The sequence below is a fragment of the Bradyrhizobium sp. 613_E4_N2_2 genome (genome assembly GCF_052075995.1).
Lineage (GTDB): Bacteria > Pseudomonadota > Alphaproteobacteria > Rhizobiales > Xanthobacteraceae > Bradyrhizobium > Bradyrhizobium barranii.
This window is the reverse complement of sequence record NZ_CP197234.1, coordinates 5,301,648-5,325,283: the sequence shown is the minus strand read 5'-3', so window position 1 is coordinate 5,325,283 and position 23,636 is coordinate 5,301,648. Positions and strand designations below refer to the sequence as shown.

The 23,636-nt window shown below is 64.5% G+C and carries 21 protein-coding genes; 16 read left to right on the top strand and 5 right to left on the bottom strand.

Translation table 11 applies throughout. From position 1 onward, the window contains the following. The first annotated feature begins 66 nt into the window (after window positions 1-66). From AB7290_RS25810 to AB7290_RS25760, 11 genes are all read left to right on the top strand, one after another. Window positions 67-1,380 (top strand): ABC transporter substrate-binding protein, encoded by a 1,314-nt coding sequence (locus AB7290_RS25810; RefSeq protein ID WP_085401989.1) that lies wholly within the window; start codon window positions 67-69, stop codon window positions 1,378-1,380. Between the two features lie 67 nt (window positions 1,381-1,447). Continuing rightward, window positions 1,448-2,395 (top strand): carbohydrate ABC transporter permease, encoded by a 948-nt coding sequence (locus AB7290_RS25805; protein ID WP_085401988.1) that lies wholly within the window; start codon window positions 1,448-1,450, stop codon window positions 2,393-2,395. Between the two features lie 2 nt (window positions 2,396-2,397). Then, the gene (locus AB7290_RS25800; RefSeq protein WP_014495982.1) at window positions 2,398-3,273 is read left to right on the top strand and encodes a carbohydrate ABC transporter permease; all 876 of its coding nucleotides are present in this window, start codon (window positions 2,398-2,400) and stop codon (window positions 3,271-3,273) included. A gap of 79 nt (window positions 3,274-3,352) precedes the next feature. After that, a complete protein-coding gene (denD, locus tag AB7290_RS25795; RefSeq protein ID WP_085401987.1) occupies window positions 3,353-4,339 on the top strand; it encodes a D-erythronate dehydrogenase in 987 nt (328 codons plus the stop codon). A gap of 29 nt (window positions 4,340-4,368) precedes the next feature. Then, entirely contained in the window at window positions 4,369-5,355 is a 987-nt protein-coding gene (locus AB7290_RS25790) for a sugar kinase (RefSeq protein ID WP_085402020.1), read from the top strand. A gap of 13 nt (window positions 5,356-5,368) precedes the next feature. After that, window positions 5,369-6,019, top strand: a complete 651-nt coding sequence (eda, locus tag AB7290_RS25785; protein ID WP_085401986.1) for a bifunctional 4-hydroxy-2-oxoglutarate aldolase/2-dehydro-3-deoxy-phosphogluconate aldolase — start codon at window positions 5,369-5,371, stop codon at window positions 6,017-6,019. A gap of 57 nt (window positions 6,020-6,076) precedes the next feature. Then, the gene (locus AB7290_RS25780) at window positions 6,077-7,246 is read left to right on the top strand and encodes an acetyl-CoA acetyltransferase (protein WP_063983845.1); all 1,170 of its coding nucleotides are present in this window, start codon (window positions 6,077-6,079) and stop codon (window positions 7,244-7,246) included. 123 nt (window positions 7,247-7,369) lie between these two features. Then, window positions 7,370-7,576, top strand: a complete 207-nt coding sequence (locus AB7290_RS25775; RefSeq protein ID WP_014495977.1) for a hypothetical protein — start codon at window positions 7,370-7,372, stop codon at window positions 7,574-7,576. 119 nt (window positions 7,577-7,695) lie between these two features. Continuing rightward, the gene (locus AB7290_RS25770) at window positions 7,696-8,910 is read left to right on the top strand and encodes a CaiB/BaiF CoA transferase family protein (protein ID WP_085401985.1); all 1,215 of its coding nucleotides are present in this window, start codon (window positions 7,696-7,698) and stop codon (window positions 8,908-8,910) included. Beyond that, window positions 8,907-10,043, top strand: coding sequence for a thiolase family protein (locus AB7290_RS25765; protein WP_085401984.1), 1,137 nt, complete (start codon window positions 8,907-8,909; stop codon window positions 10,041-10,043). Before AB7290_RS25770 ends, AB7290_RS25765 begins: the two co-directional genes overlap by 4 nt. Further along, window positions 10,040-10,399: a Zn-ribbon domain-containing OB-fold protein gene (locus tag AB7290_RS25760; RefSeq protein WP_085401983.1), complete on the top strand. Its 360-nt coding sequence runs from the start codon at window positions 10,040-10,042 to the stop codon at window positions 10,397-10,399. The genes AB7290_RS25765 and AB7290_RS25760 overlap by 4 nt, the downstream gene beginning before the upstream one ends. 446 nt (window positions 10,400-10,845) lie before the next feature. Here AB7290_RS25760 and AB7290_RS25755 read toward each other — a convergent pair whose 3' ends face one another. Next, on the bottom strand, window positions 10,846-11,601 hold the full coding sequence (locus AB7290_RS25755) for a FadR/GntR family transcriptional regulator (protein ID WP_085401982.1): 756 nt from the start codon (window positions 11,599-11,601) through the stop codon (window positions 10,846-10,848). A 112-nt stretch (window positions 11,602-11,713) separates the two neighbouring features. Between AB7290_RS25755 and AB7290_RS25750 the strand changes: the two genes are divergently transcribed. The 5 genes from AB7290_RS25750 (at window position 11,714) to AB7290_RS25730 (ending at window position 17,948) form a co-directional block, all read left to right on the top strand. Beyond that, window positions 11,714-13,120, top strand: a complete 1,407-nt coding sequence (locus tag AB7290_RS25750; RefSeq protein ID WP_085401981.1) for an aspartate aminotransferase family protein — start codon at window positions 11,714-11,716, stop codon at window positions 13,118-13,120. 20 nt (window positions 13,121-13,140) lie between these two features. After that, on the top strand, window positions 13,141-14,745 hold the full coding sequence (locus tag AB7290_RS25745; protein ID WP_085401980.1) for an ABC transporter substrate-binding protein: 1,605 nt from the start codon (window positions 13,141-13,143) through the stop codon (window positions 14,743-14,745). A 13-nt stretch (window positions 14,746-14,758) separates the two neighbouring features. Beyond that, the gene (locus AB7290_RS25740; RefSeq protein ID WP_085401979.1) at window positions 14,759-16,996 is read left to right on the top strand and encodes a N,N-dimethylformamidase beta subunit family domain-containing protein; all 2,238 of its coding nucleotides are present in this window, start codon (window positions 14,759-14,761) and stop codon (window positions 16,994-16,996) included. A 95-nt stretch (window positions 16,997-17,091) separates the two neighbouring features. Continuing rightward, on the top strand, window positions 17,092-17,619 hold the full coding sequence (locus tag AB7290_RS25735) for a carboxymuconolactone decarboxylase family protein (RefSeq protein WP_028157706.1): 528 nt from the start codon (window positions 17,092-17,094) through the stop codon (window positions 17,617-17,619). 26 nt (window positions 17,620-17,645) lie between these two features. Continuing rightward, on the top strand, window positions 17,646-17,948 hold the full coding sequence (locus AB7290_RS25730; protein ID WP_014495972.1) for a nucleoside triphosphate pyrophosphohydrolase family protein: 303 nt from the start codon (window positions 17,646-17,648) through the stop codon (window positions 17,946-17,948). A 15-nt stretch (window positions 17,949-17,963) separates the two neighbouring features. Here AB7290_RS25730 and glsA read toward each other — a convergent pair whose 3' ends face one another. The 4 genes from glsA to AB7290_RS25710 form a co-directional block, all read right to left on the bottom strand. Then, window positions 17,964-19,811, bottom strand: a complete 1,848-nt coding sequence (gene glsA / locus AB7290_RS25725; protein ID WP_085401978.1) for a glutaminase A — start codon at window positions 19,809-19,811, stop codon at window positions 17,964-17,966. A 22-nt stretch (window positions 19,812-19,833) separates the two neighbouring features. After that, complete coding sequence (locus AB7290_RS25720) at window positions 19,834-22,032, bottom strand: TRAP transporter permease (RefSeq protein WP_063983840.1); 2,199 nt, start codon at window positions 22,030-22,032, stop codon at window positions 19,834-19,836. Window positions 22,033-22,074: 42 nt separating this feature from the next. Beyond that, a complete protein-coding gene (locus tag AB7290_RS25715) occupies window positions 22,075-23,238 on the bottom strand; it encodes a TAXI family TRAP transporter solute-binding subunit (protein ID WP_085401977.1) in 1,164 nt (387 codons plus the stop codon). Between the two features lie 167 nt (window positions 23,239-23,405). Further along, window positions 23,406-23,627: a biotin/lipoyl-containing protein gene (locus AB7290_RS25710; RefSeq protein ID WP_014495968.1), complete on the bottom strand. Its 222-nt coding sequence runs from the start codon at window positions 23,625-23,627 to the stop codon at window positions 23,406-23,408. Window positions 23,628-23,636: the final 9 nt, after the last annotated feature.

Genomic DNA, 23,636 nt, shown 5'->3' with positions numbered 1-23,636 from the left:
CCGAAGGATTGCCCAACGACTGTTCAAGAACGACCCAATACAAATATAAAATTCAGGGAGAGAACGATGAGCAATTTCGACAGGCGAAGTGTGCTTAAGGCCGGCCTGGGCGGCGCAGCGTTGCTGGCCGGCCCGGGCATCGTGCCGGTGCGCGCCGCGGAGTGGACCAACACGCCCGAACCGAACGCGTCCATCCGCGTCTTGCGCTGGAAGCAGTTCATCCAGGCCGAGTTCGACAAGTTCGCCGAGCAGACCAAGAAGTTCTCCGAGAAGACCGGCGTCAAGATCAAGCTCGAGGCCGAGAGCTGGGAAGACATCCGCCCCAAGGCCGCGGTGGCCGCCAATGTCGGCGCCGGCCCCGACCTCATCATCGGCACGCTCGACGATCCCCACAAATTCCCGGAAAAGCTGATCGACATGACCGATGTCGCCGACTATCTCGGCGCGCAGTATGGCGGCTGGTATCCGGTTGCCGAACGTTACGGCAAGAAGGGCAACAGCTGGATCGCCATTCCACAGGGCGCGACCGGCGGCTGCCTGAACTACCGCATCAGCCACGTGAAGGCTGCGGGCTTCGAGGAATTCCCCAAGGACACCGCCGGCTTCCTCAAGCTCTGCCAGGCGTTGAAGAAGAACAGCACGCCGGCCGGCTTCGCGCTCGGCCATGCCACGGGCGATGCCAATGGCTGGTGCCAGTGGGCGCTCTGGGCGTTCGGCGGCAAGGTCGTCAACGACAAGAACGAGGTCGTGATCGACTCCCCGGAGACGGTCGCCGCGCTCGAATACGTCAAGCAGCTCTACGAGACCTTCATCCCGGGCGTGCTGTCGTGGAATGACTCGAACAACAACAAGGCGTTCCTGAACGGCGAACTCAGCCTGACGCTGAACGGCATCTCGATCTGGACCGTCGGCAAGAACTCCACCGATGCGAAGCAGCAGGAGATCGCCAAGGACATGAACCACGCGCCGATGCCGATCGGCCCCGTGGGCGTGTCGACCGAGCAGCAGAACGTGCTGGTCTACTACGGCTACAAGCACTCGAAGTATCCCAAGGCGGTCAAGGAATTCATCAAGTTCATGATGGACAAGGAGAACTACGACGCCTGGGAGGTCGCTTCCAACGGCTACGTGTCGCCGCCGCTGCCGGCCTACAACGACAACCCGGTGTGGACGTCGGATCCGAAGATCACCCCGTATCGCGACTGCCTGAAGCGCTGCCGCGACAACGGCTTTGCCGGCGATCTCGGCTATGCCTCCGCCGCGGTGATGGGCGACTTCGTCGTCGTCGACATGTTCGCGGAAGCAGCCTCCGGCTCGGCGACGCCGAAGCAGGCGGCGGCGCGCGCCGCCGAGCGCGCCAAGCGCTACTATCAGGTCTGATCAACGCCAATCTGCGCGGCGTCCGGTTCGCCGGACGCCGTGACTCTTCTTCCGAGGGGAATCCGACATGGCAGTCATGGCCGAGTCCGCTGTCGCGCAGGTCAAGCGCAGCAGCCTATGGAGCAGAGCATTCGAGAGCCGGAATTGGCTCGGCGCGATGTTCATGGTGCCGGCGATCGCGATCCTCATCCTGTTTCTGGCTTATCCGCTGGCGCTGGGCTTCTGGCTCGGCATGACCGACACCAAGATCGGCGGGGCCGGGCGCTATATCGGCTTTGCGAACTTCGTCTCGCTCTCCAAGGATTCGGTGTTCTGGCTCTCGGTCTTCAACACCATCTTCTATACGTTCACCGCGAGCATCGTGAAATTCGCCATCGGCCTTTACCTCGCGCTGCTGCTCAACGAGCGGCTGCCGTTCAAGTCGATGATTCGCGCCATCGTGCTGCTGCCCTTCGTGGTGCCGACAGTGCTGTCCGCGATCGCGTTCTGGTGGATCTATGACAGCCAGTTCTCGATCATCTCCTGGGTGCTGATCAAGGCCGGCCTGATCACGCGCTACATCGACTTCCTCGGCGATCCCTGGAATGCGCGCTTGTCGGTCGTCGCCGCCAACATCTGGCGCGGCGTGCCTTTCGTGGCGATCACGCTGCTGGCGGGATTGCAGACGATTTCGCCCTCGCTCTACGAGGCGGCCAATCTCGATGGCGCCACCAACATGCAGCGCTTCCGCCACATCACGCTGCCGATGCTGTCGCCGATCATCGCGGTCGTAATGACATTCTCGGTGCTGATGACGTTCACCGACTTCCAGCTGATCTACACCATCACGCGGGGCGGGCCGATCAATGCCACGCATCTGATGGCGACGCTGTCGTTCCAGCGCGCCATCACCGGCGGCAATCTCGGGGAGGGCGCAGCGATCTCGAACGCAATGATCCCGTTCCTGGTCGCAGCGATCCTGCTCAGCTTCTTCGGGCTTCAGCGCTCCCGCTGGCAGCAGGGCGGGAGGGACTGACCATGAGCACCGCAGACGACCAAAGCGTCGGAATGGACTATCTCGAGAGCTTCCCGCGGAAGTTCTTGCGGGTCTACTTTCCGCTCGGCCTGATCATCTTCTTCCTGCTGTTCCCGTTCTATTGGATGGCGGTCGCGACGTTCAAGCCGGACGCGGAGATGTACGATTACGAGAAGTACAATCCGTTCTGGATCGTGAATCCGACCATCGAGCACATCAAGAAGCTGTTGGTCGAAACCGACTATCCGCTCTGGATGTGGAACACCGTGATCGTCTCGGTGTCCTCCACCTTCATCTCGCTGTTCGCTAGCGTCTGCGCCGCCTACGCGATCGAACGTCTGCGCTACAAGGGCTCGCGCTATGTGGGGCTAGCGATCTTCCTCGGCTATCTCGTGCCGCCCTCGATCCTGTTCATTCCGTTGGCGGCGATCGTGTTCCAGCTCGGCCTGTTCGATGGCAATCTGGCGCTGATCCTGACCTATCCGACCTTCCTGATCCCGTTCTGCACCTGGCTCCTGATGGGCTATTTCCGCACCATTCCCTACGAGCTCGAGGAATGCGCGCTGATCGACGGGGCGACGCGGCTCCAGATCCTGGTCAAGATCACGCTGCCGCTGTCGCTCCCGGGGGTGATCTCGGCCGGCATCTTCGCCTTCACGTTGTCCTGGAACGAGTTCATCTACGCGCTGACCTTCATCTCCTCGTCGGAGAACAAGACGATTCCCGTCGGCGCCATCACCGAGCTCGTCAGCGGCGACGTCTACCATTGGGGCGCGCTGATGGCGGCGGCCCTGATCGGCTCGGTCCCCGTAGTTATCCTTTATTCCTTCTTCGTGGAGTACTATGTGTCGGCGATGACCGGCGCCGTGAAGGAATGATCGCGGGGCCTGCCTTGAGAGCGTGCCAGGAGAACGTGTCAGGAGCGGCGCGCTCCGGCCAATAAGAAGGAGTAGGCTCTTGCACATTCTGGTTCTGGGCGCTGCCGGCATGGTCGGCCGTAAATTGTGTGAACGGCTGTTGCGCGACGGCCGGCTCGGCAAGAGCGACATCACCAAACTGACCATGCACGACGTGGTCGAGCCCAAGAAGCCGGAAAAGGCCGGTTTCGCCGTCGAGACCGTGTCAGGCGATTTCGCCGTGCCGGGCGCAGCCGAAAAGCTGATCGCCGGCCGCCCCGACGTGATCTTCCATCTCGCCGCGATCGTCTCCGGCGAAGCCGAACTTGATTTCGACAAGGGCTACCGCATCAATCTCGACGGCACGCGGATGCTGCTTGATGCCGTCAGGCTCGTCGGCGGCGGCTACAAGCCGCGCGTGGTCTTCACCTCGTCAATCGCGGTGTTCGGCGCCCCGTTCCCGGACGCGATCGGCGACGAGTTCTTCCACACCCCGTTGCTCAGCTACGGCACCCAGAAGGCGATCGGTGAATTGCTGCTCGCCGACTATTCGCGCCGCGGCTTCCTCGACGGCATCGGCATCCGTCTGCCGACCATCTGCATCCGGCCCGGCCTGCCCAACAAGGCGGCATCGGGCTTCTTCTCCAACATCCTGCGCGAGCCGCTGGCCGGCAAGGAAGCGGTGCTCCCGGTCTCCGAGGATGTCCGCCACTGGCACGCCACGCCGCGCTCGGCTGTCGGCTTCCTGCTCCATGCCGGCACCATGGATCTCGCCAAGGTCGGCCCACGCCGCAACCTGACGATGCCCGGCTTCTCGGCCACGGTCGGCGAACAGATCGCTGCGCTCAAGCGGGTGGCCGGCGACAAGGTCGCCGCGCGCATCAAGCACGAGCTGGATTCGTTCATCGTCGGCATCGTCGGCGGCTGGCCGCGCAATTTCGAGGCGAAGCGGGCGCGCGAGCTCGGCTTCACCACCGAAGAAAAGACTTTTGACGACATCATCCGCATTCACATCGAAGACGAGCTCGGCGGCAACTTCGTCGCCTGATCGAACTGATGAACAGCGTGGATATGACGATGGCGAGCGTTGCTTGCATCGGTGAATGCATGGTCGAGCTCCGGCAGGCCCAGGGTGGACAGTCCGCTGGACAGTCCAGCGGGCATGGCCAGGGCGGCGGCCTGTATTCGCGCGGCTTCGGTGGCGACACCCTCAACACGGCGGTGTATCTGGCGCGGCTCGAGGTCAAGGTCGACTATCTCACCGCGCTCGGCGATGATGCCCTGAGCGACGAGATGATCGCGGCCTGGAATGCGGAGGGCGTCGGGACCCGCCGTGTCTCCCGGCTGCCGGGCAAGCTGCCCGGCCTCTACATGATCCAGACGGATGCGAAGGGCGAGCGCCAGTTCTTCCACTGGCGCGACAGTGCGGCGGCGCGCCAATTGATGAGCCTGCCGGAGACGGATGAGCTGCTCAACTCGCTGATGAGCTACGACATCGTCTATCTCTCCGCGATCACGCTCTCGATCTACGATGCGGCCGGGCGCGAGCGCCTGTTCGCGGCGATCAAGCGGGCGCGCCTGCTCGGCACCCGCTTCGTGTTCGACACCAATTTCCGCGCGCGGGGATGGCCGGACCGCGACGTCGCCCGCGAGGTCTTTGCCACGGCGTTTGCGACCGCCGACATCGTGCTGACCTCGACCGAGGATCTGCTCGCGCTCTATCCCGGCGAAAGCCACGAGCAGTTGATGGCGCGCATTCCCACGCCCGAGCTGGTGTTCCGTCTCGCCGAGCCCGTCAGCCTGTTGCGCTTTCCCGGCGGCACCAGCGAAGTCCGCGCCGAGCCCATGACAAACCCGGTCGTCGACACCACCGCGGCGGGCGACAGCTTTGCCGCGGCCTATATCGCGGCCCGGCTCGGCGGCTCCGATCCGGTCGAGGCGGCCCAGGCCGGGCACCGCCTCGCCAGTCTCGTGATCTGCTATGCCGGCGCCATCATTCCGGGCTATGCCATGCCGCCGAAGAAGCGGCACCGGCCGGCGACCACGCGTCAAGCGACCAAGTGAAACGAAAGCCAAGATGACCACGACTGCCCAACAGAACCACCTCGTCGCGCTGTTCAAGGCCGCGACCGTCATTCCTGTCCTCACCATCGAGCGGATCCAGGATGCCGTGCCGCTGGCGAAAGCGCTGGTTGCCGGCGGCGTCCGCACGCTGGAGGTGACCATGCGCACCCCCGTTGCGATCGAGGCGGCGAGGGCGATGATGGCCGAGGTGCCCGAGGCGGTCGTCGGCATCGGCACGATCCTCAATCCGGCCGATTTCGTCCGCGTCGAGAAGCTCGGCGTCGCGTTCGGCATCAGCCCGGGCCTGACCCCCGATCTCCTGAAGGTCGCTGCCGACAGCTCCTTGCCGTTCGCGCCGGGCATTGCCACCGCGTCCGAGCTGATGCTGGCACTGTCCTACGGCCTCGACGTCGCAAAATTCTTCCCGGCCGAGCAGGCCGGCGGCATCAAGGGCCTGCGCGCGCTGGGCGGGCCGTTCCCGAATGTGCGGTTCTGCCCGACCGGCGGTGTGGGCGAGGCCAATGCGGCGACCTGGCTCGCCGAGCCCAACGTGGTCGCGGTCGGCGGTTCCTGGCTATGCCCGACGGCGGAGATCAAGGCCGGGAACTGGGCCGGCATAACTGCCATCTGCCAGCGCACCCTCAAGGCCCTGAAAGCCACGTGAAGTCTTGCGGTTGGTGGGCTAAGACTTAGGTCAGTAAGAGACCCCAGGGAGATGACCATGACCGCCAGCATCGTCGGATGGGCGCATACGCCGTTCGGCAAGTTCGACACCGAGACCGTCGAAAGCCTCGTCACCCGCGTGGCCAACGAGGCGATGGCCGATGCCGGCATTTCCGCCTCCGACGTCGACGAGATCGTGCTCGGCCATTTCAACGCCGGTTTCTCGCCGCAGGATTTTACCGCCTCGCTGGTGCTCCAGGCCGACCCGAAGCTGCGCTTCAAGCCGACGACCCGCGTCGAGAACGCCTGCGCCACCGGCTCCGCCGCGGTCCATCAGGGCCTGCGTGCGATCGACGCAGGCGCGGCCAGGATCGTGCTCGTCGTCGGCGTCGAGCAGATGACCCGCACCCCGGGGCCCGAGATCGGCAAGAACCTGCTCAAGGCGTCCTATCTGCCGGAAGACGGCGACACCGTCGGCGGCTTCGCCGGCGTGTTCGGCAAGATCGCCAGCTCCTATTTCCAGAAATACGGCGACCAGTCCGATGCGCTGGCGCTGATCGCGGCCAAGAACCACAAGAACGGCGTCGCCAACCCCTTCGCCCAGATGCGCAAGGACTTTGGCTTCGAGTTCTGCCGCGCCGAGAGCGAGAAGAACCCCTATGTCGCGGGTCCCCTGAAGCGTACCGACTGCTCGCTGGTCTCCGACGGCGCCGCGGCGCTGGTGCTGGCCGACGCCGAGACAGCCAAGGGCATGAGCAAGTCGATCGGCTTCCGCGCCACCGCGCACGCCCAGGACTTCCTGCCGATGTCCAAGCGCGACATCCTCCAGTTCGAGGGCTGCACGGTCGCCTGGCAGCGCGCGCTGGAGAAGGCGGGCGTTGCGCTCACCGATCTCTCCTTCGTCGAGACCCATGACTGCTTCACCGTCGCCGAGCTGATCGAGTACGAAGCGATGGGCCTGACGCCGAAGGGGCAGGGCGCCCGCGCCATCAAGGAAGGCTGGACGCTCAAGGACGGCAAGCTGCCGGTCAATCCGTCCGGCGGCCTAAAGGCCAAGGGCCACCCGATCGGCGCCACCGGCGTCTCCATGCACGTGATGACCGCGATGCAGCTCGCCGGCCAGGCGCCCGAGGGCATGCAGCTGAAAAATGCCAAGCTTGGCGGCATCTTCAACATGGGCGGCGCAGCGGTCGCGAATTACGTTTCCGTGCTGGAGCCGCTGAAGTAAGTTCTCGTAGGGTGGGCAAAGGCGCGTTTGCGCCGTGCCCACCTTTTTGTTGCGCTAGATCATGGTGGGCACGCTACGCTTTGCCCATCCTGCGGCTCTTCATTGATTGGCAGGGAATGCATCATGGGCAATGACTACGAAGACTCGCTGTCGATAGACGCACTCAACGATCGCATCGCGATCCTCGAGGACAATATCCGGCAGCTCATCGAGCAGGCCGCGGCCGCCTCCGGCGAGCAGAACGAGTCGCGGATCGCCGACCGGATCAACCAGCAGAACGATGAGCTCGACCGTCTCATCAAGATCCGGGAATCCCGCCAGAAGAAATAGCGGCCGCGGCACCGCGCATGCGGCCATACCCCGGCCGCCCTTGCGCGCGCGGCGTCGCTGCCCTTAGCTGGACCGAAATCGCAGGGCCAGGTTGAGCCCGCGCAATCGGGAGCGAACGGATGGGGCCGCTGAAGGGCATCAAGGTCGTGGATATGACCACCGTGCTGATGGGTCCCTATGCGACCCAGATGCTCGGCGACTACGGTGCCGACGTGATCAAGGTGGAATCGCTCGACGGCGACGTCACCCGCCTGATCGGCCCGATGCGCCATGCCGGCATGGGCCCGGTGTTCCTCAATACCAACCGCAGCAAGCGCTCGATCTGTCTCGACCTGAAGAAGCCCGCTGGCCGCGATGCCGTGCTGCGGCTGCTGAAGGACGCCGACGTTCTCGTCTACAATGTCCGCCCGCAGGCGATGGCGCGGCTTCAGCTCGGCTACGACGTCGTCTCCGCAATCAACCCGCGCCTCGTCTATGCCGGGGTGTTCGGCTTCGGCCAGGACGGGCCTTATGCCGCCAAGCCCGCCTACGACGATTTGATCCAGGGCGCGACCGCGCTCCCCGCCTTGATGGCGCAGACCGGTGACGGCGTGCCGCGCTATGTGCCCAATGCGCTGGTCGACCGCATCGTCGGTCTTACCGCGGTCGGCGCGATCTGCGCCAGCCTCGTGCATCGGGATCGCACCGGCCGCGGCCAGCGCGTCGACATCCCGATGTTCGAGACCATGGCCGGCTTCGTCATGGGCGACCACATGGGCGGCCTCACCTACGAGCCGCCGCTCGACAAGGGCGGCTATGCCCGCCACCTCTCGCGCGACCGCCGGCCCTACAAGACCTCGGACGGCTATCTCAGCGTCATCGTCTACAACGACAAGCAGTGGGAAAACTTCTTCAAGGCAACGAGCCGCGACGATCTGCGCGCCGATCCCAAATTCGCGACCTTCGCCGGCCGTGCCGCCAATATCGACGTCGTCTATGCCGAGCTCGCGCGCATTTTCGAGACCCGCACCACGGCCGAGTGGATCGATTTGCTGACCAAGGCCGATGTGCCTGTGATGCCGATGCACGACCTCGCGTCCATCTTGCACGACGAGCATCTGGAAGCCACCGGCTTCTTCCCGGTCGTGAACCATCCGACCGAAGGCCCGATCCGCAGCATGAAGGTGACGGCCAGTTGGTCGGAGACCGAGGCCGAGCCGGCAAGGCTGGCGCCGCGGCTCAACGAGCATGGCGCGGAGATCCTGCGTGAGATCGGCTATTCTGCGGACGAGATCGACGCGATGGTCCGCGATGGCGTCACGCGTTCGCCGCCGGAGCAGGGAGGGGCATCATGAGCTTCATCACCGGCGTCGGCCTCACACCCTACGGCAAGCACGAAGGCTCGTCCTCGCTCGACCTGATGAGCCGGGCCGCGCAAGCCGCGCTCGACGATGCCGGGCTGAAGCGTTCGGACATCGACGGCATCCTCTGCGGCTACTCCACCGTGTCGCCGCACATCATGCTGGCGACCGTCTTCGCCGAGCATTTTGGCATCCGCCCGTCTTACGCGCATGCCGTGCAGGTCGGCGGCGCGACGGGCCTTGCTATGACCATGCTGGCCCATCACCTCGTCGATGCGGGCGTCGCGCGCAACGTCCTCGTCGTCGCCGGCGAGAACCGGCTCACCGGGCAGAGCCGCGATGCCTCGATCCAGGCGCTGGCGCAGGTCGGCCACCCCGACTACGAGGTGCCGCTCGGCCCGACCATTCCCGCAATTTACGGCCTGGTCGCCACCCGCTACATGCACGAATACGGCGTGACGGAAGAGGACCTCGCCGAATTCGCCGTGCTGATGCGTGCGCATGCCTGCACCCATCCCGGCGCACAATTCCACGATCCCATCACGGTCGCCGATGTCATGGCCTCGAAGCCGGTGGCAATGCCGCTCAAGCTGCTGGACTGCTGCCCGGTGTCGGACGGCGGCGCGGCCTTCGTCATCAGCGGTGAGCGGACCGGCGAGGCGGGTGTGCGCATCCGCGGCTGCGCCCAGGCGCATACCCATCAGCACGTGACGGCCGCGCCCGCGCTCAGCGAGCTCGGTGCTGAAATCTCCATCGCGCGCGCCAAGGAGGCCACAGGCCTTGCGATCTCCGACGTGCGCTACGCCGCGATCTACGACAGCTTTACGATCACGCTCGCCATGCTGCTGGAAGACCTCGGCCTTGCCGGCCGCGGCGAGGCGGCTGCGCGCGTGCGATCAGGTCATTTCAGCCGCGACGGCGCGATGCCGCTCAACACCCATGGCGGCCTGCTCAGCTATGGCCATTGCGGCGTCGGCGGCGCCATGGCGCATCTGGTCGAGGCGCATTTGCAGATGACGGGGCGGGCGGCTCACCGCCAGGTGCGCGATGCCTCGATCGCGCTGCTGCACGGCGACGGCGGCGTGCTGTCGTCCCACGTGAGCATGTTTCTGGAGCGCGTGCGATGAGCGAGCGAATCGCGGACTGGACCAAGGGTGAGCAGGCCATCACCTTTCAGACCTGCGGCCCATGCGGCCATGTGCAGTATTTCCATCGCGCCTTCTGCGCGGCCTGCGGCGCGCCCGATCCGCGCGATGCGCGCGCCAGCGGCAAGGGCAGGGTCTATGCGACCTCGCTGGTCTGCCGCGCCGCCACGCCCGAGACCCGTGCGCACGTGCCTTACAACATCCTGCTGGTCGATTGCGCCGAGGGCTTTCGCATGATGGCGCACGGCGAGACGAATCTAGCTGTCGGCGATGAGGTCACCGCGAGCTTCCCGACGTTCGCCGGCAAGCTCGTGCCGTTTTTCAGCAAAAGGAAATAGTAGGATCCGTCATTCGGGGGCGGTCCAAGGGACCGAGCCTGGAACGGGATTCTGAGCCTGGCTTGTGCGAGAGCCACCCCGGAATGACGAAAACACTCTACGCAACTCTTGCTAACGCCCGTAGAACAATATGCTGGCGATGACGAGCATCGCCGTCACCGCCAGCATATGCGCGAGCGCTCCCGAGGCCGCCCCCTTGGTGGCTTCCTTCATGCCTATTCTCCCTAGACTTGGGCGTGACTCATCGTTGCGCGCACTGCGCACCCGACGGTCAATTGTTTTTACTCGGAACACCCCTTGCGAGTATTCACCATGATTTGTCCCCACACGGCGAATATCGACTGTGCCAAGGTCGATCAGCAATGCGGCGGCATTTTGACTCGATAATGTTGCTGTTGCGGTCGAGCAGCGCAGGGTTTGCGGCAACTTTTTTCAACCGCGACAAATCATCGGATTTTCCCGCGAGAGTTCGCGGGCTTCGTTGTGGCCATCGATTTGGCTTTCGAAGCCTCCATCAGCGCATCCCTGATGTTGGTGAGGTGACGCGTCATGGCGTGGCTCGCCTTGCGCGGGTTCCTCGCTTGAACGGCTTCGAAGATGGCCTCGTGATCCCTGCGCCACATGGGCCGGTAGTCCTCCATCTGCATGTGGTTGTGAATCTCCTGCCAGATGCCGGACTCGGTCTGTGCGCGCCACAGCGAGTCGCTGATCGACACCAGCGCGCCGTTCCCGGTCGCCTCGGCCAGCACCATGTGGAAGCGGTGGTCCGACGTGTCGGCCTCGCGTCCCTGCGCATGTTCCCAGCGCATCATCGCAAGCGCTTCGGCGAGCTGCGCGAAGGCGGCCTCGGAGCCGCGCTGCGCCGCGATCGCCGCGATCTGTGGTTCGATCAGCTGGCGCGCCTCCAGGTTCTCGAATGGCCCAAAACCTTCGAGCACGTGCACGTCAGGTGCCTCCTGACGACTGATCACATAGACGCCGCTGTTACTGCGCACCTTCAGCATGCCGGCCATTGCCAGCGACAGGATGGCCTCGCGCACCGTCGGCCTCGACACGCCAAACGTCTTCGCGAGATCGCGCTCTGCCGGCAGGCGCTGGCCGATCCGGTAACTCGCTTGGATCATCCCAGCAATGCGCCGGGCAACGATCTCGAAGCTGCGTTCAGGCTTGGACGGGGGATCGTGCAACATCTTCGTGCTCATCAGTCCTTTTTTTGAGTTTGACAAGCTGCCGCTCGAAAGCCAAGCTGGTCAGACCAATTTGGACTGACCAGTTTCGCGCGACCGGGGTTGGGAATACTCTGTCGGTGGGACGATGGAGGCTGCGCGCGTGTTCGACAGCAAGCCGAATTCAGCCGAGGCGCGTGACATCGCGTTCCATCTGCACTCGCAGACCAACCCCCAGCGACATGCAGAAATCGGACCGCTGATCATGGCGCGCGGCGAGGGCGTCCATGTCTTTGACGCGAACGGCAAGCGTTATCTGGAAGCGATGGCCGGGCTCTGGTGTACCTCGCTCGGCTTTTCCGAGACGCGCCTGAAAGCGGCAGCAGCGGCGGCCTACGACAAATTCGGCTTCTATCACAGCTTCAATCACAAGACGCCGGACAACACGATCGACCTGGCCGAGAAGCTGGTCGAGATCTCGCCGATCCCGGATGCTCAAGCATATTTCGCAACGTCAGGCTCGGAAGCCACCGAGACGATGGTGAAGCTCGCCTGGGTGTATCACGCGGTTCACGGCAAGCCCGGAAAGCGCAAGATCATCGCCCGCGATCGCGGGTTCCACGGCTCGACGATCGTTGCTGCTTCGATGTGCGGTCTGCCCCGCATGCACCGCGAATTCGGTCTTCCGCTCGACGGCTTCCTGCACACGCATTGCCCGGATGCCTATCGCGGCACGAGGCCCGGTGAGAGCGAGGCGGCGTTTGTCGGCCGGCTCGCAGCCGATCTCGAAGCAATGATCATGGCCGAGGGACCCGATACGATCGCAGCTTTCATCGCCGAGCCGATCAACGCCGGCGGCGGCATCGTCGTGCCGCCGAAGGGATATTTCGCTGAGATCGAGGCGGTGCTGCGCCGTCACGACATCCTGGTGCTTGGCGACGAGGTGGTCTGCGGCTTCGGCCGCACCGGCAACTGGTTCGGCTGCCAGACGGTCGGCATGAAGCCGGACATGGTGGCGCTCGCCAAGGGCATCACCTCGTCCTATTTCCCGATGTCGGCCGTGTTGCTGGGCCGTCCGATCCGCGACGCGCTCAGCGAGATGAACAAGGGCGGCGAGCTGTTCGGCCACGGCTTTACCAATTCCGGACATCCGGTCGGCGCGGCGATCGCGCTCGAAACGCTGAGGATCTATCACGAGATGGACGTGGTGCCGCACGTCCGCCGCATGGGCTCGAGGCTCCGCGCCGGACTGGAGCGGATCGCGCGGGATTCGCGCATCGTCGGCCAGGTGAGGGGCGAGGGACTGATGATCGGGGTCGAGTTGGTCGCGGACCCCGCGACGCGGCAGTCGTTCGATCCCGCGCTGAAGGTCGGCGCGATGTTCGATGCGCTCGCAATCGAGAATGGCCTGATCATCCGCGCGATGGGCGACACGATCGGGTTCTGCCCGCCACTGATCATCGACGAAGCCGGAGTTGACGAGGCGCTCGACCTGTTCGCGCGGACCTTGCTCAGCGCCGAAGCCAAGCTTGCCGAGACACGTCCATCTGCGTAACCCCTTGAGGAGACCATTGCATGCGCCGTCGAGACCTGCTCCGATCCACACTGGGCGCCGGTCTCGGCGTCGCCCTGGGCTCTAGTCTTGCGATGCCGCGGCTGGCCCGCGCGCAAGGTTCGCGCGTGCTGCGCTTCGTGCCGCAGGCCGATGCGGCTATCCTCGATCCGATGATCACGACCGGCCTCGTCAACCGCAACCATGGCTTCCTGATCTGGGACACGCTCTACGGCGTCGATGAGAAATTCCAGGTTCAGCCGCAGATGGTCGCCGGCCATACGGTCGAGAACGACGGCAAGCTCTGGACGATGACGTTGCGCGACGGCTTGAAATTCCACGACGGAGAGCCCGTACGCGGGCGCGATGTCGTGGCGAGCCTGAAACGTTGGGCCGCGCGCGATGCCTTCGGCAATTCGCTCCTCAATTTGGTGGACGAACTCTCGGCGCCTGATGACAAGACCGTGCGCTGGCGTCTGAAGTCACCGTTTCCGCTGTTGCCGGAAGCGCTCGGCAAGGTCGGTGCCATCATCGCCTTCATCATGCCGGAACGTCTTGCGCAGACCGACAGCGTCACGCCGGTCAAGGAGCTGATCGGTTCCGGTCCGTTCAAATTCCAGGCCGATCAGCACGTGCCCGGCGCGCGGCTGGTCTACACGCGTTTCGATGGCTACGTGCCGCGCCCCGAGGGGACGCCGAGCCTGCTGGCCGGTCCGAAGATCGCGCATTTCGACCGGGTCGAGTGGCAGGTCATCCCGGACCCCGCGACGGCCGCGGCTGCGCTTCAGCAGGGCGAGATCGACTGGTGGGATCAGCCCATCGTCGACCTGTTGCCGAAGCTGAAGGGCAACAAGACGCTGACCGTCGAACTGCTCGACCCCATCGGTAATGTCGGCGTGCTGCGCTTCAACCATACGCAGCCGCCGTTCGACAACCCGGCCATCCGCCGCGCGGTGCTCTCCGCCATCAGCCAGAAGGAATTCATGTCCGCGGTTGCGGGCGACGACACCAGTCTCTGGCGCGACAGGGTCGGTTTCTTCGCGCCCGGCGGCATCATGGCGAACGATGCCGGCATGGACGCGCTGAACGGCCCCCGGGATATCGCCGCCGCGTCCAAAGCCATCAAGGACGCCGGCTACAAAGGCGAGAAAGTGCTGCTGATGGCGCCGGGCGATTTCCCTGTCATCGGGCAGATGAGCGAAGTCGCAGCCGATCTTTTCCGCAAGCTCGGTTTCAATGTCGACTACGCGGCGATGGACTGGGGCTCGATGCTGCGGCGCATGGGCAACCGCGAGACACCGGACAAGGGCGGATATGGCGCCTTCTGCACTTATTCTGCGGGCGTCACGCAGCTGAACCCCTCGGCGCATAACTTCATCCGCGGCAGCGGTGACAAGGCGACCTTCGGCTGGGCAAAGAGCGAGAGGCTGGAGCAGCTCCGGGATGCCTGGTTCGCCGCGCCCGATGCCGCCACGCAAACGAAGATTGGCGTCGAGATGCAGAAGCAGTGCTTCATCGATGTTCCCTATGTTCCGCTTGGTGTCTTCTATCAGCCGACGGCTTACAAGAAGAGCCTGACGGGCATGCTCAAGGGCCTGCCGTTGTTCTGGAACGTGCGCGGCGCCTGAAGAGGGATTTTCGATGCTTCCGATCACCGGTTATGCGGACCGCTGGAGCGTGCGCTCCGGCGACGACATCAACTTCATGATTGCGGTCAAGGGCGGCGGCCGCTATTCGGCGCGGATCGCCCGCATCATCTGTGGCGACCCGAATCCCAGGGGACCAGGCTATCGCGAGATTCCGGTCAAGTGGGACCTGGAAGGCCAGCACGATGGCATCGAGCAGACCATCGCCAAGGGCTCATGGGTCGATGTATCAGCACTGACGCTGCCGGCGGGCCCGATCGCCTTTGCCGCCACTGTCTGGCCGACCTTGCTGGCCGCGGGCCAGCAGGCCGTGCTGAATTGGGCCGGCGCAGGCGGCTCGCTGACGCTCGGCGTCGGCAAGGCGGGCGCTTTCGTCCGGCTCGTGATCGGCGGGGGCACCATCGAGGTCGAGACCGGCGTCGGGCTCACCGAGCGGGCGTGGCACGACATCGCGTGCGTGTTCGACCCGGCAACCGGATCGCTGGCGATCGCACAGGCACCGCGCAAGATCAGGCTCGACCGCGACGAGCGCGCGACGAAATCGCTGGGCGCGCCAAAGGCCGCGTTGGCCGGCACGGGGGCGGCGGCGATTGCAGCGGAGCGCGCAGGCCGGGGCGTAGTCCACCATTTCAACGGCAAGATCGAGCGGCCGCGTATCACCGATGGCAGCACCGGCCTTGACGGCATCATCGCCGTGCAGGCTTCTGGAACGGCGGCTCCGTCCATCGCCGAATGGGATTTTTCCATCGGCATTCCGACCGACTCCGCGACCGATATCGGCGCTGCCAAGGCGCACGGCACCTGCATCAATTTGCCGACGCGCGCGATGACGGGGTCGCGCTGGACCGGCGGCGTGACGCATCGCTGGACAGAAGACCCCAAGCTCTGGGGTGCGATCCATTTCCACGACGACGATATCGGCGATTCCGGCTGGCAACCGTCGCTGACCTTCACCGTGCCGGAGGACTGGAAGAGTGGCGTCTACGCACTGCATCTCGAAAAGGATGGCACGCGCGACAACATCGTCTTCTATGTCCGCGCCCGGATACCGGGATCGCAGGCCAAGGTGGCTTTTCTCGCGCCGACCTTCAGTTACACGGTCTACAGCCAGTATCAGAAGAAGGGCAGGCAAGCCCTGATCACGGAGCGCTCGCTGGCCTGGGGCGCGCTGGCGCAGGCGCCGGACGGCCATCCCGAGTACGGCGTCTCGCCCTACAACTTCCACTCTGACGGCAGCGGCGTGGTGATGTCGACGATGCGCCGGCCGCTGATCGACAAGCGTGTGAACCAGATCCATCTGGTCGATCCCAGCGACTACGGTTCCGGCCTCTACTGGATCTCCGCCGACAGCGCCATCACCGATCTGCTGACCCGCAAGGGTATCGACTTCGAAGTTATCACCGATCACGACGTCCATGCCGAAGGCGTCGATCTGCTGTCGAAATATTCTGTGGTTCTGACCGGGCAGCATCCGGAATATCACACCCATGAGACGCTCGACGCGCTCGGCGCCTATCTCGGCAATGGCGGCCGCTTCATGTATCTCGGCGGCAACGGCTTCTACTGGAAAGTGGTGCCGCATGCGACAGGCACCTGGGCTTTCGAGCTGCGCCGCGCCGAGGGCGGCATCCGGCTCTGGGAAACGCTGCCCGGCGAGAGCTATCACGCGTTCGACGGGTCCTATGGCGGCCTCTGGCGGCGGCTCGGCCGCCCGCCGCAGGCGCTGGTCGGCGTCGGCTTCAGCACGCAAGGGGAGTATATGGGTTTCCCCTACACCTTCCTCGACGGCATTCTCGATTCCCGCGTCGCCTTCATGCGCGAGGGGATCGAGGATCTGGCGAAGCCCGGTGCCAAGCTTGGCGAGCGCGGCTTCATGGGCGGCGGCGCGGCGGGTCACGAGCTGGATCGGGCGGACATGCGCCTTGGCACCCCGCATCATGCGATCATCGTCGGCCGCGCAGTCCTCACTGATCCGACCTATCAGCCCGTCAACGAAGAGCGCTACGACCATACCTGGCCGGCATCGCGCGAGGACATCATCCGCTCCGACCTGACCTTTTTCGAGACGCCGAATGGCGGCGCGGTGTTCTCCGTCGGCTCGATGAATTTCATCGGCGCGTTGCCGGTCGACGGCTACAACAACGTGGCGGCCCTGCTGGTGACCAACATCGTCAGGCGCTTCGCCGATTCGACGCCATTCCCGGTGCCGAAGGCCCCCGCACAAGGGGGATGACCTCACGCGACGATGTTGCTCTTGGGCCGGTGCGAGAATACTCTTGGGACCTCTGCTCGAAAAAACGACAACAAGACCAAGACCCAAGGTGACTGATGGCCCGTATCAACTACAGCGACCCGATCAAGGCGTCCGACCGCACCCGCGAAATTCTCGACAAGAACCGCAACGCCAACATCTTCCGCATGATGGCGCACTCGCCGAGCTATTTTGAGCAGTATTGCCGGCTCGGCGGAGCCATCCGCCACAAGGGCGAGCTCGATCCCATCGTCCGCGAGCTCGCGATCACCCGCACCGGCATTTTGTGCGAGGCGCCGTATGAGATCGTCGCGCACAAGCGCATCGGCAAGAATGTCGGCGTCACCGACGAGCAGAACGAAGCGCTGGAGAATTGGCAGGCCGCGACCTGCTTCAATGAGGTGCAGCGCGCCGCACTCGCCTTCACCGACGAGATCGTGAAGCTGAAGAAGCCGACGGATGCGACGTTCAAGGCGATCGCATCGAAGCTGACACCGGCCGCGCTGGTCGAGCTCCAGCTTTCGGTCGGCTTCTACATCATGACCTCGAAATTTCTGGAGACTTTTGAAATCGACCTCCAGCCCGTCACGGAAGTGGTGGGCTGATCCAAAAACTATGGCGAGGTTTGCCGATGACGATCGATGAATACGCGGTCTGGGCCGCGAGCATTGCGAAAGTCGATGAGCATCCGTCCAACGAGCGGCTGTCCTATCTCGGGCTCGGCCTCGCCGGCGAATCCGGCGAGGTGGCCGACCACATCAAGAAGCTGCTGCGCGATGACTGGCTCGACAAGGCGGGCCTCGTCGATGAGCTCGGCGACGTCATCTATTACTGGGCGTGCCTGTGCGCCGCGACCGGCCAGCAGCCGTCCGAATTGCTCAAGGCGAGCGCGGCCAAGATCAAGCGACGGCTGAGCGAAGCGGCGAGCCGCTGACCCGGATCAGCGCGCTCACGTCGACGTCAGAATGTCGACCTTGGCATTGGCGACGATCAGGCGGTCGGCGAGGAGCTGCGCCAGATTGCGCATGATGCGCTCGGAGGCCCTCGGGTGCTGCTTGCGGAAGCGCTCGAAATCCTTCAGCGGCACCTCGAATGCGGTCGCCGCCATGTCAGCGAACACGTCAGCCGAACGCGTCGGCTCCAGCAGCGCCATCTCGCCGAAGGCCATGCCGGCGGTCAGCGTCGCCAGCCGCACGCCGTCGGGCAGGGTGACATGCACGGCGCCGCTGCGCAGGAAGAACAGGAAATCGGCGGGGTCGCCTGTCGTGATGATCTTTGCCCCGGATGGAAAGGTCCGGATCGTGCAGATCGAGGCGAGGTCGGTCAGCTCTTCCTCGCTCATGCCCGATAGCAGCGGCTGTTCGGCAAGCTCGGTGGTCTCGTGGAAATCGATCGAGCCGCCATAGCGGTAGACGATCTGGTCTTCGGCCCATTCGATCGCGGTGTCGAGCAGATAGAAGTCGCGGACGTTCTTCAGCTCCGCCGTCCATTCCCGCAGGCTGTCCCATTCCTTCGACGCACGCCTGACCCCTGACAGTACGACGGTCACGTTCAGCGCCGCCAGCTCCTCGAACGCCTCGGCCACGAGCCGCGCGCCGGCGCGCGTGGTGGAGGTGACGCGGTGGAGATCGAAGATCACGATTTGCGGCCGGGGCTGTCCGGCCAGCCGGCGTGAGACATAGTCCACGGCCGACAGCGACAGCGTGCCGACCAGCTCGATGACCCGCACCTCCTGCTCATGCCCGGCCAGAATCTCGCGCTCCTGCGGCCGGCGCACGCGCCGCGACGGGCTCTTGCCGATGTCGTAGTCGGCGATGACGGCGTTGCGCGCGTCGTCGCTGCGGTTGAGCATGTGCAGGTCGTAATGCGAGGACAGCGCCTCGCAGACCTTGATGCCGCGCACGCTGTTGCCGTGCTTGTCGAGCTTCGGCGAATAGCTGCCGAGGCCGAGGCGGGCAGGGAGTGCGGCCAGAATGCCGCCGCCGACGCCGCTCTTGGCGGGAATGCCGATCCGGTAGATCCATTCGCCGGCGTAGTCGTACATCCCCGACGACGTCATCACCGAGAGCGTGCGCGAGATCGCGTAGGGCGTCAGCACCTGTTCGCCCGTCACGGGATTGACGCCGCGATTGGCGAGCGTTGCCGCCATCACCGCGATGTCGCGCGCCGTGACCAGCACCGCGCATTGCCGGAAATAGACGTCGAGCACGCCGGCGACATTGTCCGAGATCACCGCATTGGTCTTGAGGAGGTAGCCGATGGCGCGGTTGCGGTCGCCGGTCTGGCTCTCCGAGCTGTAAACGGCCTCGTCCACCGCGAGATCGCGCCCCGCAAAGCGGCTGAGCGCAAGCCGGATCTGCTCGAAGGCTTCCGGGCCCTTGCTGTCGTAGATCAGCCCGGTGCAGGCGATGGCACCGGCATTGACCATCGGGTTGAACGGATGGTTCTCGGAATTGAGCCGGATCGAGTTGAAGGGATCGCCCGAGGGCTCGACGCCGATCGCGCTCTCGACGCGGCCGGCGCCCAGGAGGTCCAGCGCCAGCGCGAACACGAACGGCTTTGACATCGACTGGATGGTGAAAGGCACCCGGCTGTCGCCGACCTCGTAGACATGGCCGTCCAGGGTCGCGAGGCTGATGCCAAAATGGGCAGGGTCGGCCTTGCTCAGCTCGGGGATGTAGTCGGCAACGGCGCCGGAGGTCTCGGCCGAGAATTCGTTGAGACAATTGCCCAGAAACCGCAGCAAGGGCGGCTTCGAGCGGGTCCAGGCGGAGGCGAGAGGCGAAAGCGTTGTCATCGCCTGTCTTTGTGCAACGCAATCAGGGCACGCGCAACCCGTCCGGCACCACGGCCTGCCGCCGGACCAGCAGCAGGGCGATCAAAACCGTGGGCACGAGGATCGCGAGGCCCAGCAGCGTGACCTGCATCTGCGACAGCGGCATGATCCCGCCGCCCGGGGTGGCCACGACAAAACCGCCGATCACCAGCAGCACCCGCAAAGGCCACTCCATCAGGCCCGCGCCGCGAAGGTCGCCGACAAAAGCCTGGTAGCCCTGGATGCCGCCGCAGATGAAGACGATGCCGAAGCAGGCAAGTCCGGTCAGCCCGAATGCCTCCAGATACGGGTTGCTGCCCTGAAGCAGCAGCGCCGGATTGAGCACGAAGAAGAACGGGATGAAATAGATGATGCTGCCCACCCACATGCTCTCCCAGCCCGTCTTCATCGCGGGAGCGCCGGCAATGCCGGCCGCCGCGAAGGAGGCGATCGCCACCGGCGGCGTGATCGAGGACAGCATGCCCCAGTAGAAGATGAACATGTGCACCGCCATCTTGTTGAGCCCGAGCTTCTCCAGCGCCGGCGCCACCAGAATGGCCAGGAAGATGTAGCAGGAGGTCGTGGTCAGCCCGAGCCCGAGGATCAGGCTGGTGATGGCGCACATGATCAGCAGCAGGAAGGCATCGCCCCCGGCGATACTGAGCAGGTCGTTGGCGAGGCTCGAGATCACGCCGGTGAGCGAGAAGGCGCCGATCAGCAGGCCACAGCCGGCGAGGATCGCGATCAGCTCGACGAAGGTCTTGCCGTTGAGTTCGAGGAAATGCAGCCAGCGCGCGCCGCCCCAGTTCTTGCCGGGGAAGAATTCGTTCAGTGCTGCCAGCAGGCACATGCCCCACAGCGCGGCGTTGAGCACGCCGAACCAGAACATCGCAGCCGTTGCCGCGATCGAACCGGCGAGCACCAGCGTATTGCCGAGCCTCCAGCGCGCCGGCCCGGACCATTGATGCAGGATCACGAGCAGCACGGAGGCGTAGAACGGCGCGTGGCTCTCGCGCTTGAAATACAGCAGCATGACCACGAGCACGACAATCACGAAGAGATAATACCAGCCCTCCTTGAAAGCGTCCCAGAAGCGCGGCAGCTCGGCGCGTGGCAGGCCCTTCAGCTTGTGGCGGGCGGCATAGGCGTCGACCTGCGCGAACAGGCCGACATAATAGAGGATCGAGGGGATGGTCGCGGCGAGCGCGACGTCGGCATAGCCCGTGTTCATGAACTGCGCCATGACGAAGGCGGTGGCGCCCAGCACGGGCGGGGCCAGCACGGCGCCGGTCGAGGCGCAGGCCTCGATCGCGCCGGAATAGGACGGCGTGAACCCCGTCTTCTTCATCGCAGGGATCGTCATCGTGCCCGCCGTCAGCACGTTGGAGACGATGCTGCCGCCGACGGTGCCGAGCAGGCCGGAGGCAAACACGCAAACCTTTGCCGCGCCGCCGCGGAAGGTGCCGCACATCGCGAAGGCGATGTTGATGAAGAATTTGCCCGCGCCCGTCATCATCAGCGCGGTGCCGAAGACGAGGAAGCCGATCACGGTGTCGGCAAAGGCCTGGATGGGAATGCCGAGCAGGCTCTCACCGGAGAGCATGTGATAGGACGTGGTCTGCTGCAGCGTCGACTGCGTGCCGCGGAACGGCCCGAGCCAGGAAGAGTCCGCAAACAGCGGATAGAGCGTGAAGGGCAGCACGCTGAGCAGCAGGCTCCAGCCGCCGGTGCGCCGCAGCGCCTCCATCAGCACGAACCACATCACGAGCCCGGCGGCGATGACGTTGCCAGGCGCGCCATCGAACTCCCAGCCGAATTGCGCGGCCTTGCGGATGTTGAGCATCAGCCAGATCGCCGAGCCGAAGGTCGCGGCGAACAGCAGCAGGTCATACCAGGGGATGCGGTCGAGCGGCGCCTTCTCCGATCCCGGAAAGATCAGGAAGGTGAACGGGAGCATCAACGCGATCAGCAGGTAGAAATATTCGGTGTTGAGCTGGGTGTAGTCGATGAAGAACCGCAGCGAGAATTGCTGGTTCACACACAACAGAATGGTGGCTGCGGTGGCCGCCATCAGCACCCAGCGCCACGCGCCCTTCAATGTGCGGACGCGCGTGACCTCGGCTTCCTGCAAGTCGGCGGCGGCGCCGAGATGCGGATCTGCGAACTCAACCTTCGTCGCCGGCGCTGCCGCAGTCTCTGACATCGGCGCTCTCCTAAAACAGTTCTGCGGCAGGCAGCTTGACGGTCAGTCAAACCCGTTCGGCATGTCGGCCTTGGCCAGCGCCGTGGCGCGCGCCTTCATCCAGCCCTCGAGGAAGGCCTTTTCGTCCGACGGCGGATTGGACTTGCCGTAGTCCGCCCAGGCGGCGCCGAGCACTTCCTGCCGCTTGAACAGCTTGTTGTTGTGGGCGTCCTGAGCGTCAGACCATTGCCCGGCCTCTTTCAAGGCCTTTACCGCGCCGGGATGCACTGGCACCACCCAGTTCTTGGTCTGCCGGTCGGCGGCCAGCCCGCCGGCGCCGGGCGCGGAGTCCTTGTACGCGTCGTAGCTGACGATCATCGCCTTGGTCATCGCATAGATCTGGTCGGCCGGTTGCGAGGCATAGGCGACGAAGATCGGGTAGGGGTAGTTGCCGAGCTCGATCGGCTTGTCCGGAGTGATGCCGGCACCGCAGGTTGCGGTCTGCGGGAAGAAGAACGAGCCGACCTTCTGCATCCGCGCCCAGCCTTCCTTGTCCTTGGCGGGCAGCGGCGGCCAGACCAGGCCGCGCGGCGAGGTTTCGGCTTCCTTGGCGGGGCCGGTGATGGTGGTGCCGAAGGCGGCGTCGGTGTCGTTGTTGATCAGGCCTTTCCACATCGCGCCGTAGCTCGCGAACTCGACGACCTTGACGTCCTTTTGCGTTAGGCCTGCGAAGGCGAGCACCGCGAGCGAGTTCTGGTTCAACGCGGGCGAGCCGACCACGAAGCCGACGCGCTTCCCTTTCAGGTCTTTCAGATCTTTCACGCCGCTATCGGCTGCGACCCCAAGCGAACCGCAATTGCAATCGACGCTCGATAGCATGATCTGGAGCGGCTGCGGGCCCCATTCCTTCGAGCCGAACTCGAACACGCCTTCCTGCGCGAAATAGGTGCCAGATCCCATCGCGGATGACGCCGCGCGCTTGGCGCGCAATGGTGCAAGCCGCGCGACGTCGTTGCCTGCGGGCAGCACGCGCACATCGGTGCCGTATTTGTCCTTCATCATCTTGCCGACGCCGACCGCGATGTTGAAGCCGGCGGTGCCGGTGTCATAGGCGGTGAACGTCAATGTTGCCGGCAGCTTGATGTCTTCGGCGATTGCATAGCGTGTAGACGCAAAAGAAATGCCCGCAACCAAGGCAGGCGCGAGCATGGTCAGCCCACGAAGCATGTTTCCCTCCAATGATCCTCGCGTTTGCCGCGAAGAGTTTCATTCTTTGTTTGAAACAGATTTTTGTTTGAAACAGATCATGTCATCGCGATCAGGCGATGGCAACGCCGTACCGCGAACGCGGCGATGAGGCAGACAGATTGTCGCGGAAGCCACGGGTAATGCAGTCAGTTCGCGACGATCGCGATCGCCTGTCCTTCGGCGACGACATCGTCGAGCTTGACGAGCAGCGATGTGATCGTGCCGCTCGCGGGCGAGGGCACAGGTATCTCCATCTTCATGGCCTCGACGACTACAACGTCATCGCCATCAGCAACGGTTCCTCCAACTTGCACGGGAGTTGCGCAGATGCGACCCGCGACCTCCGTGACGATCTTAATTTCTGGCATGCCATCGCC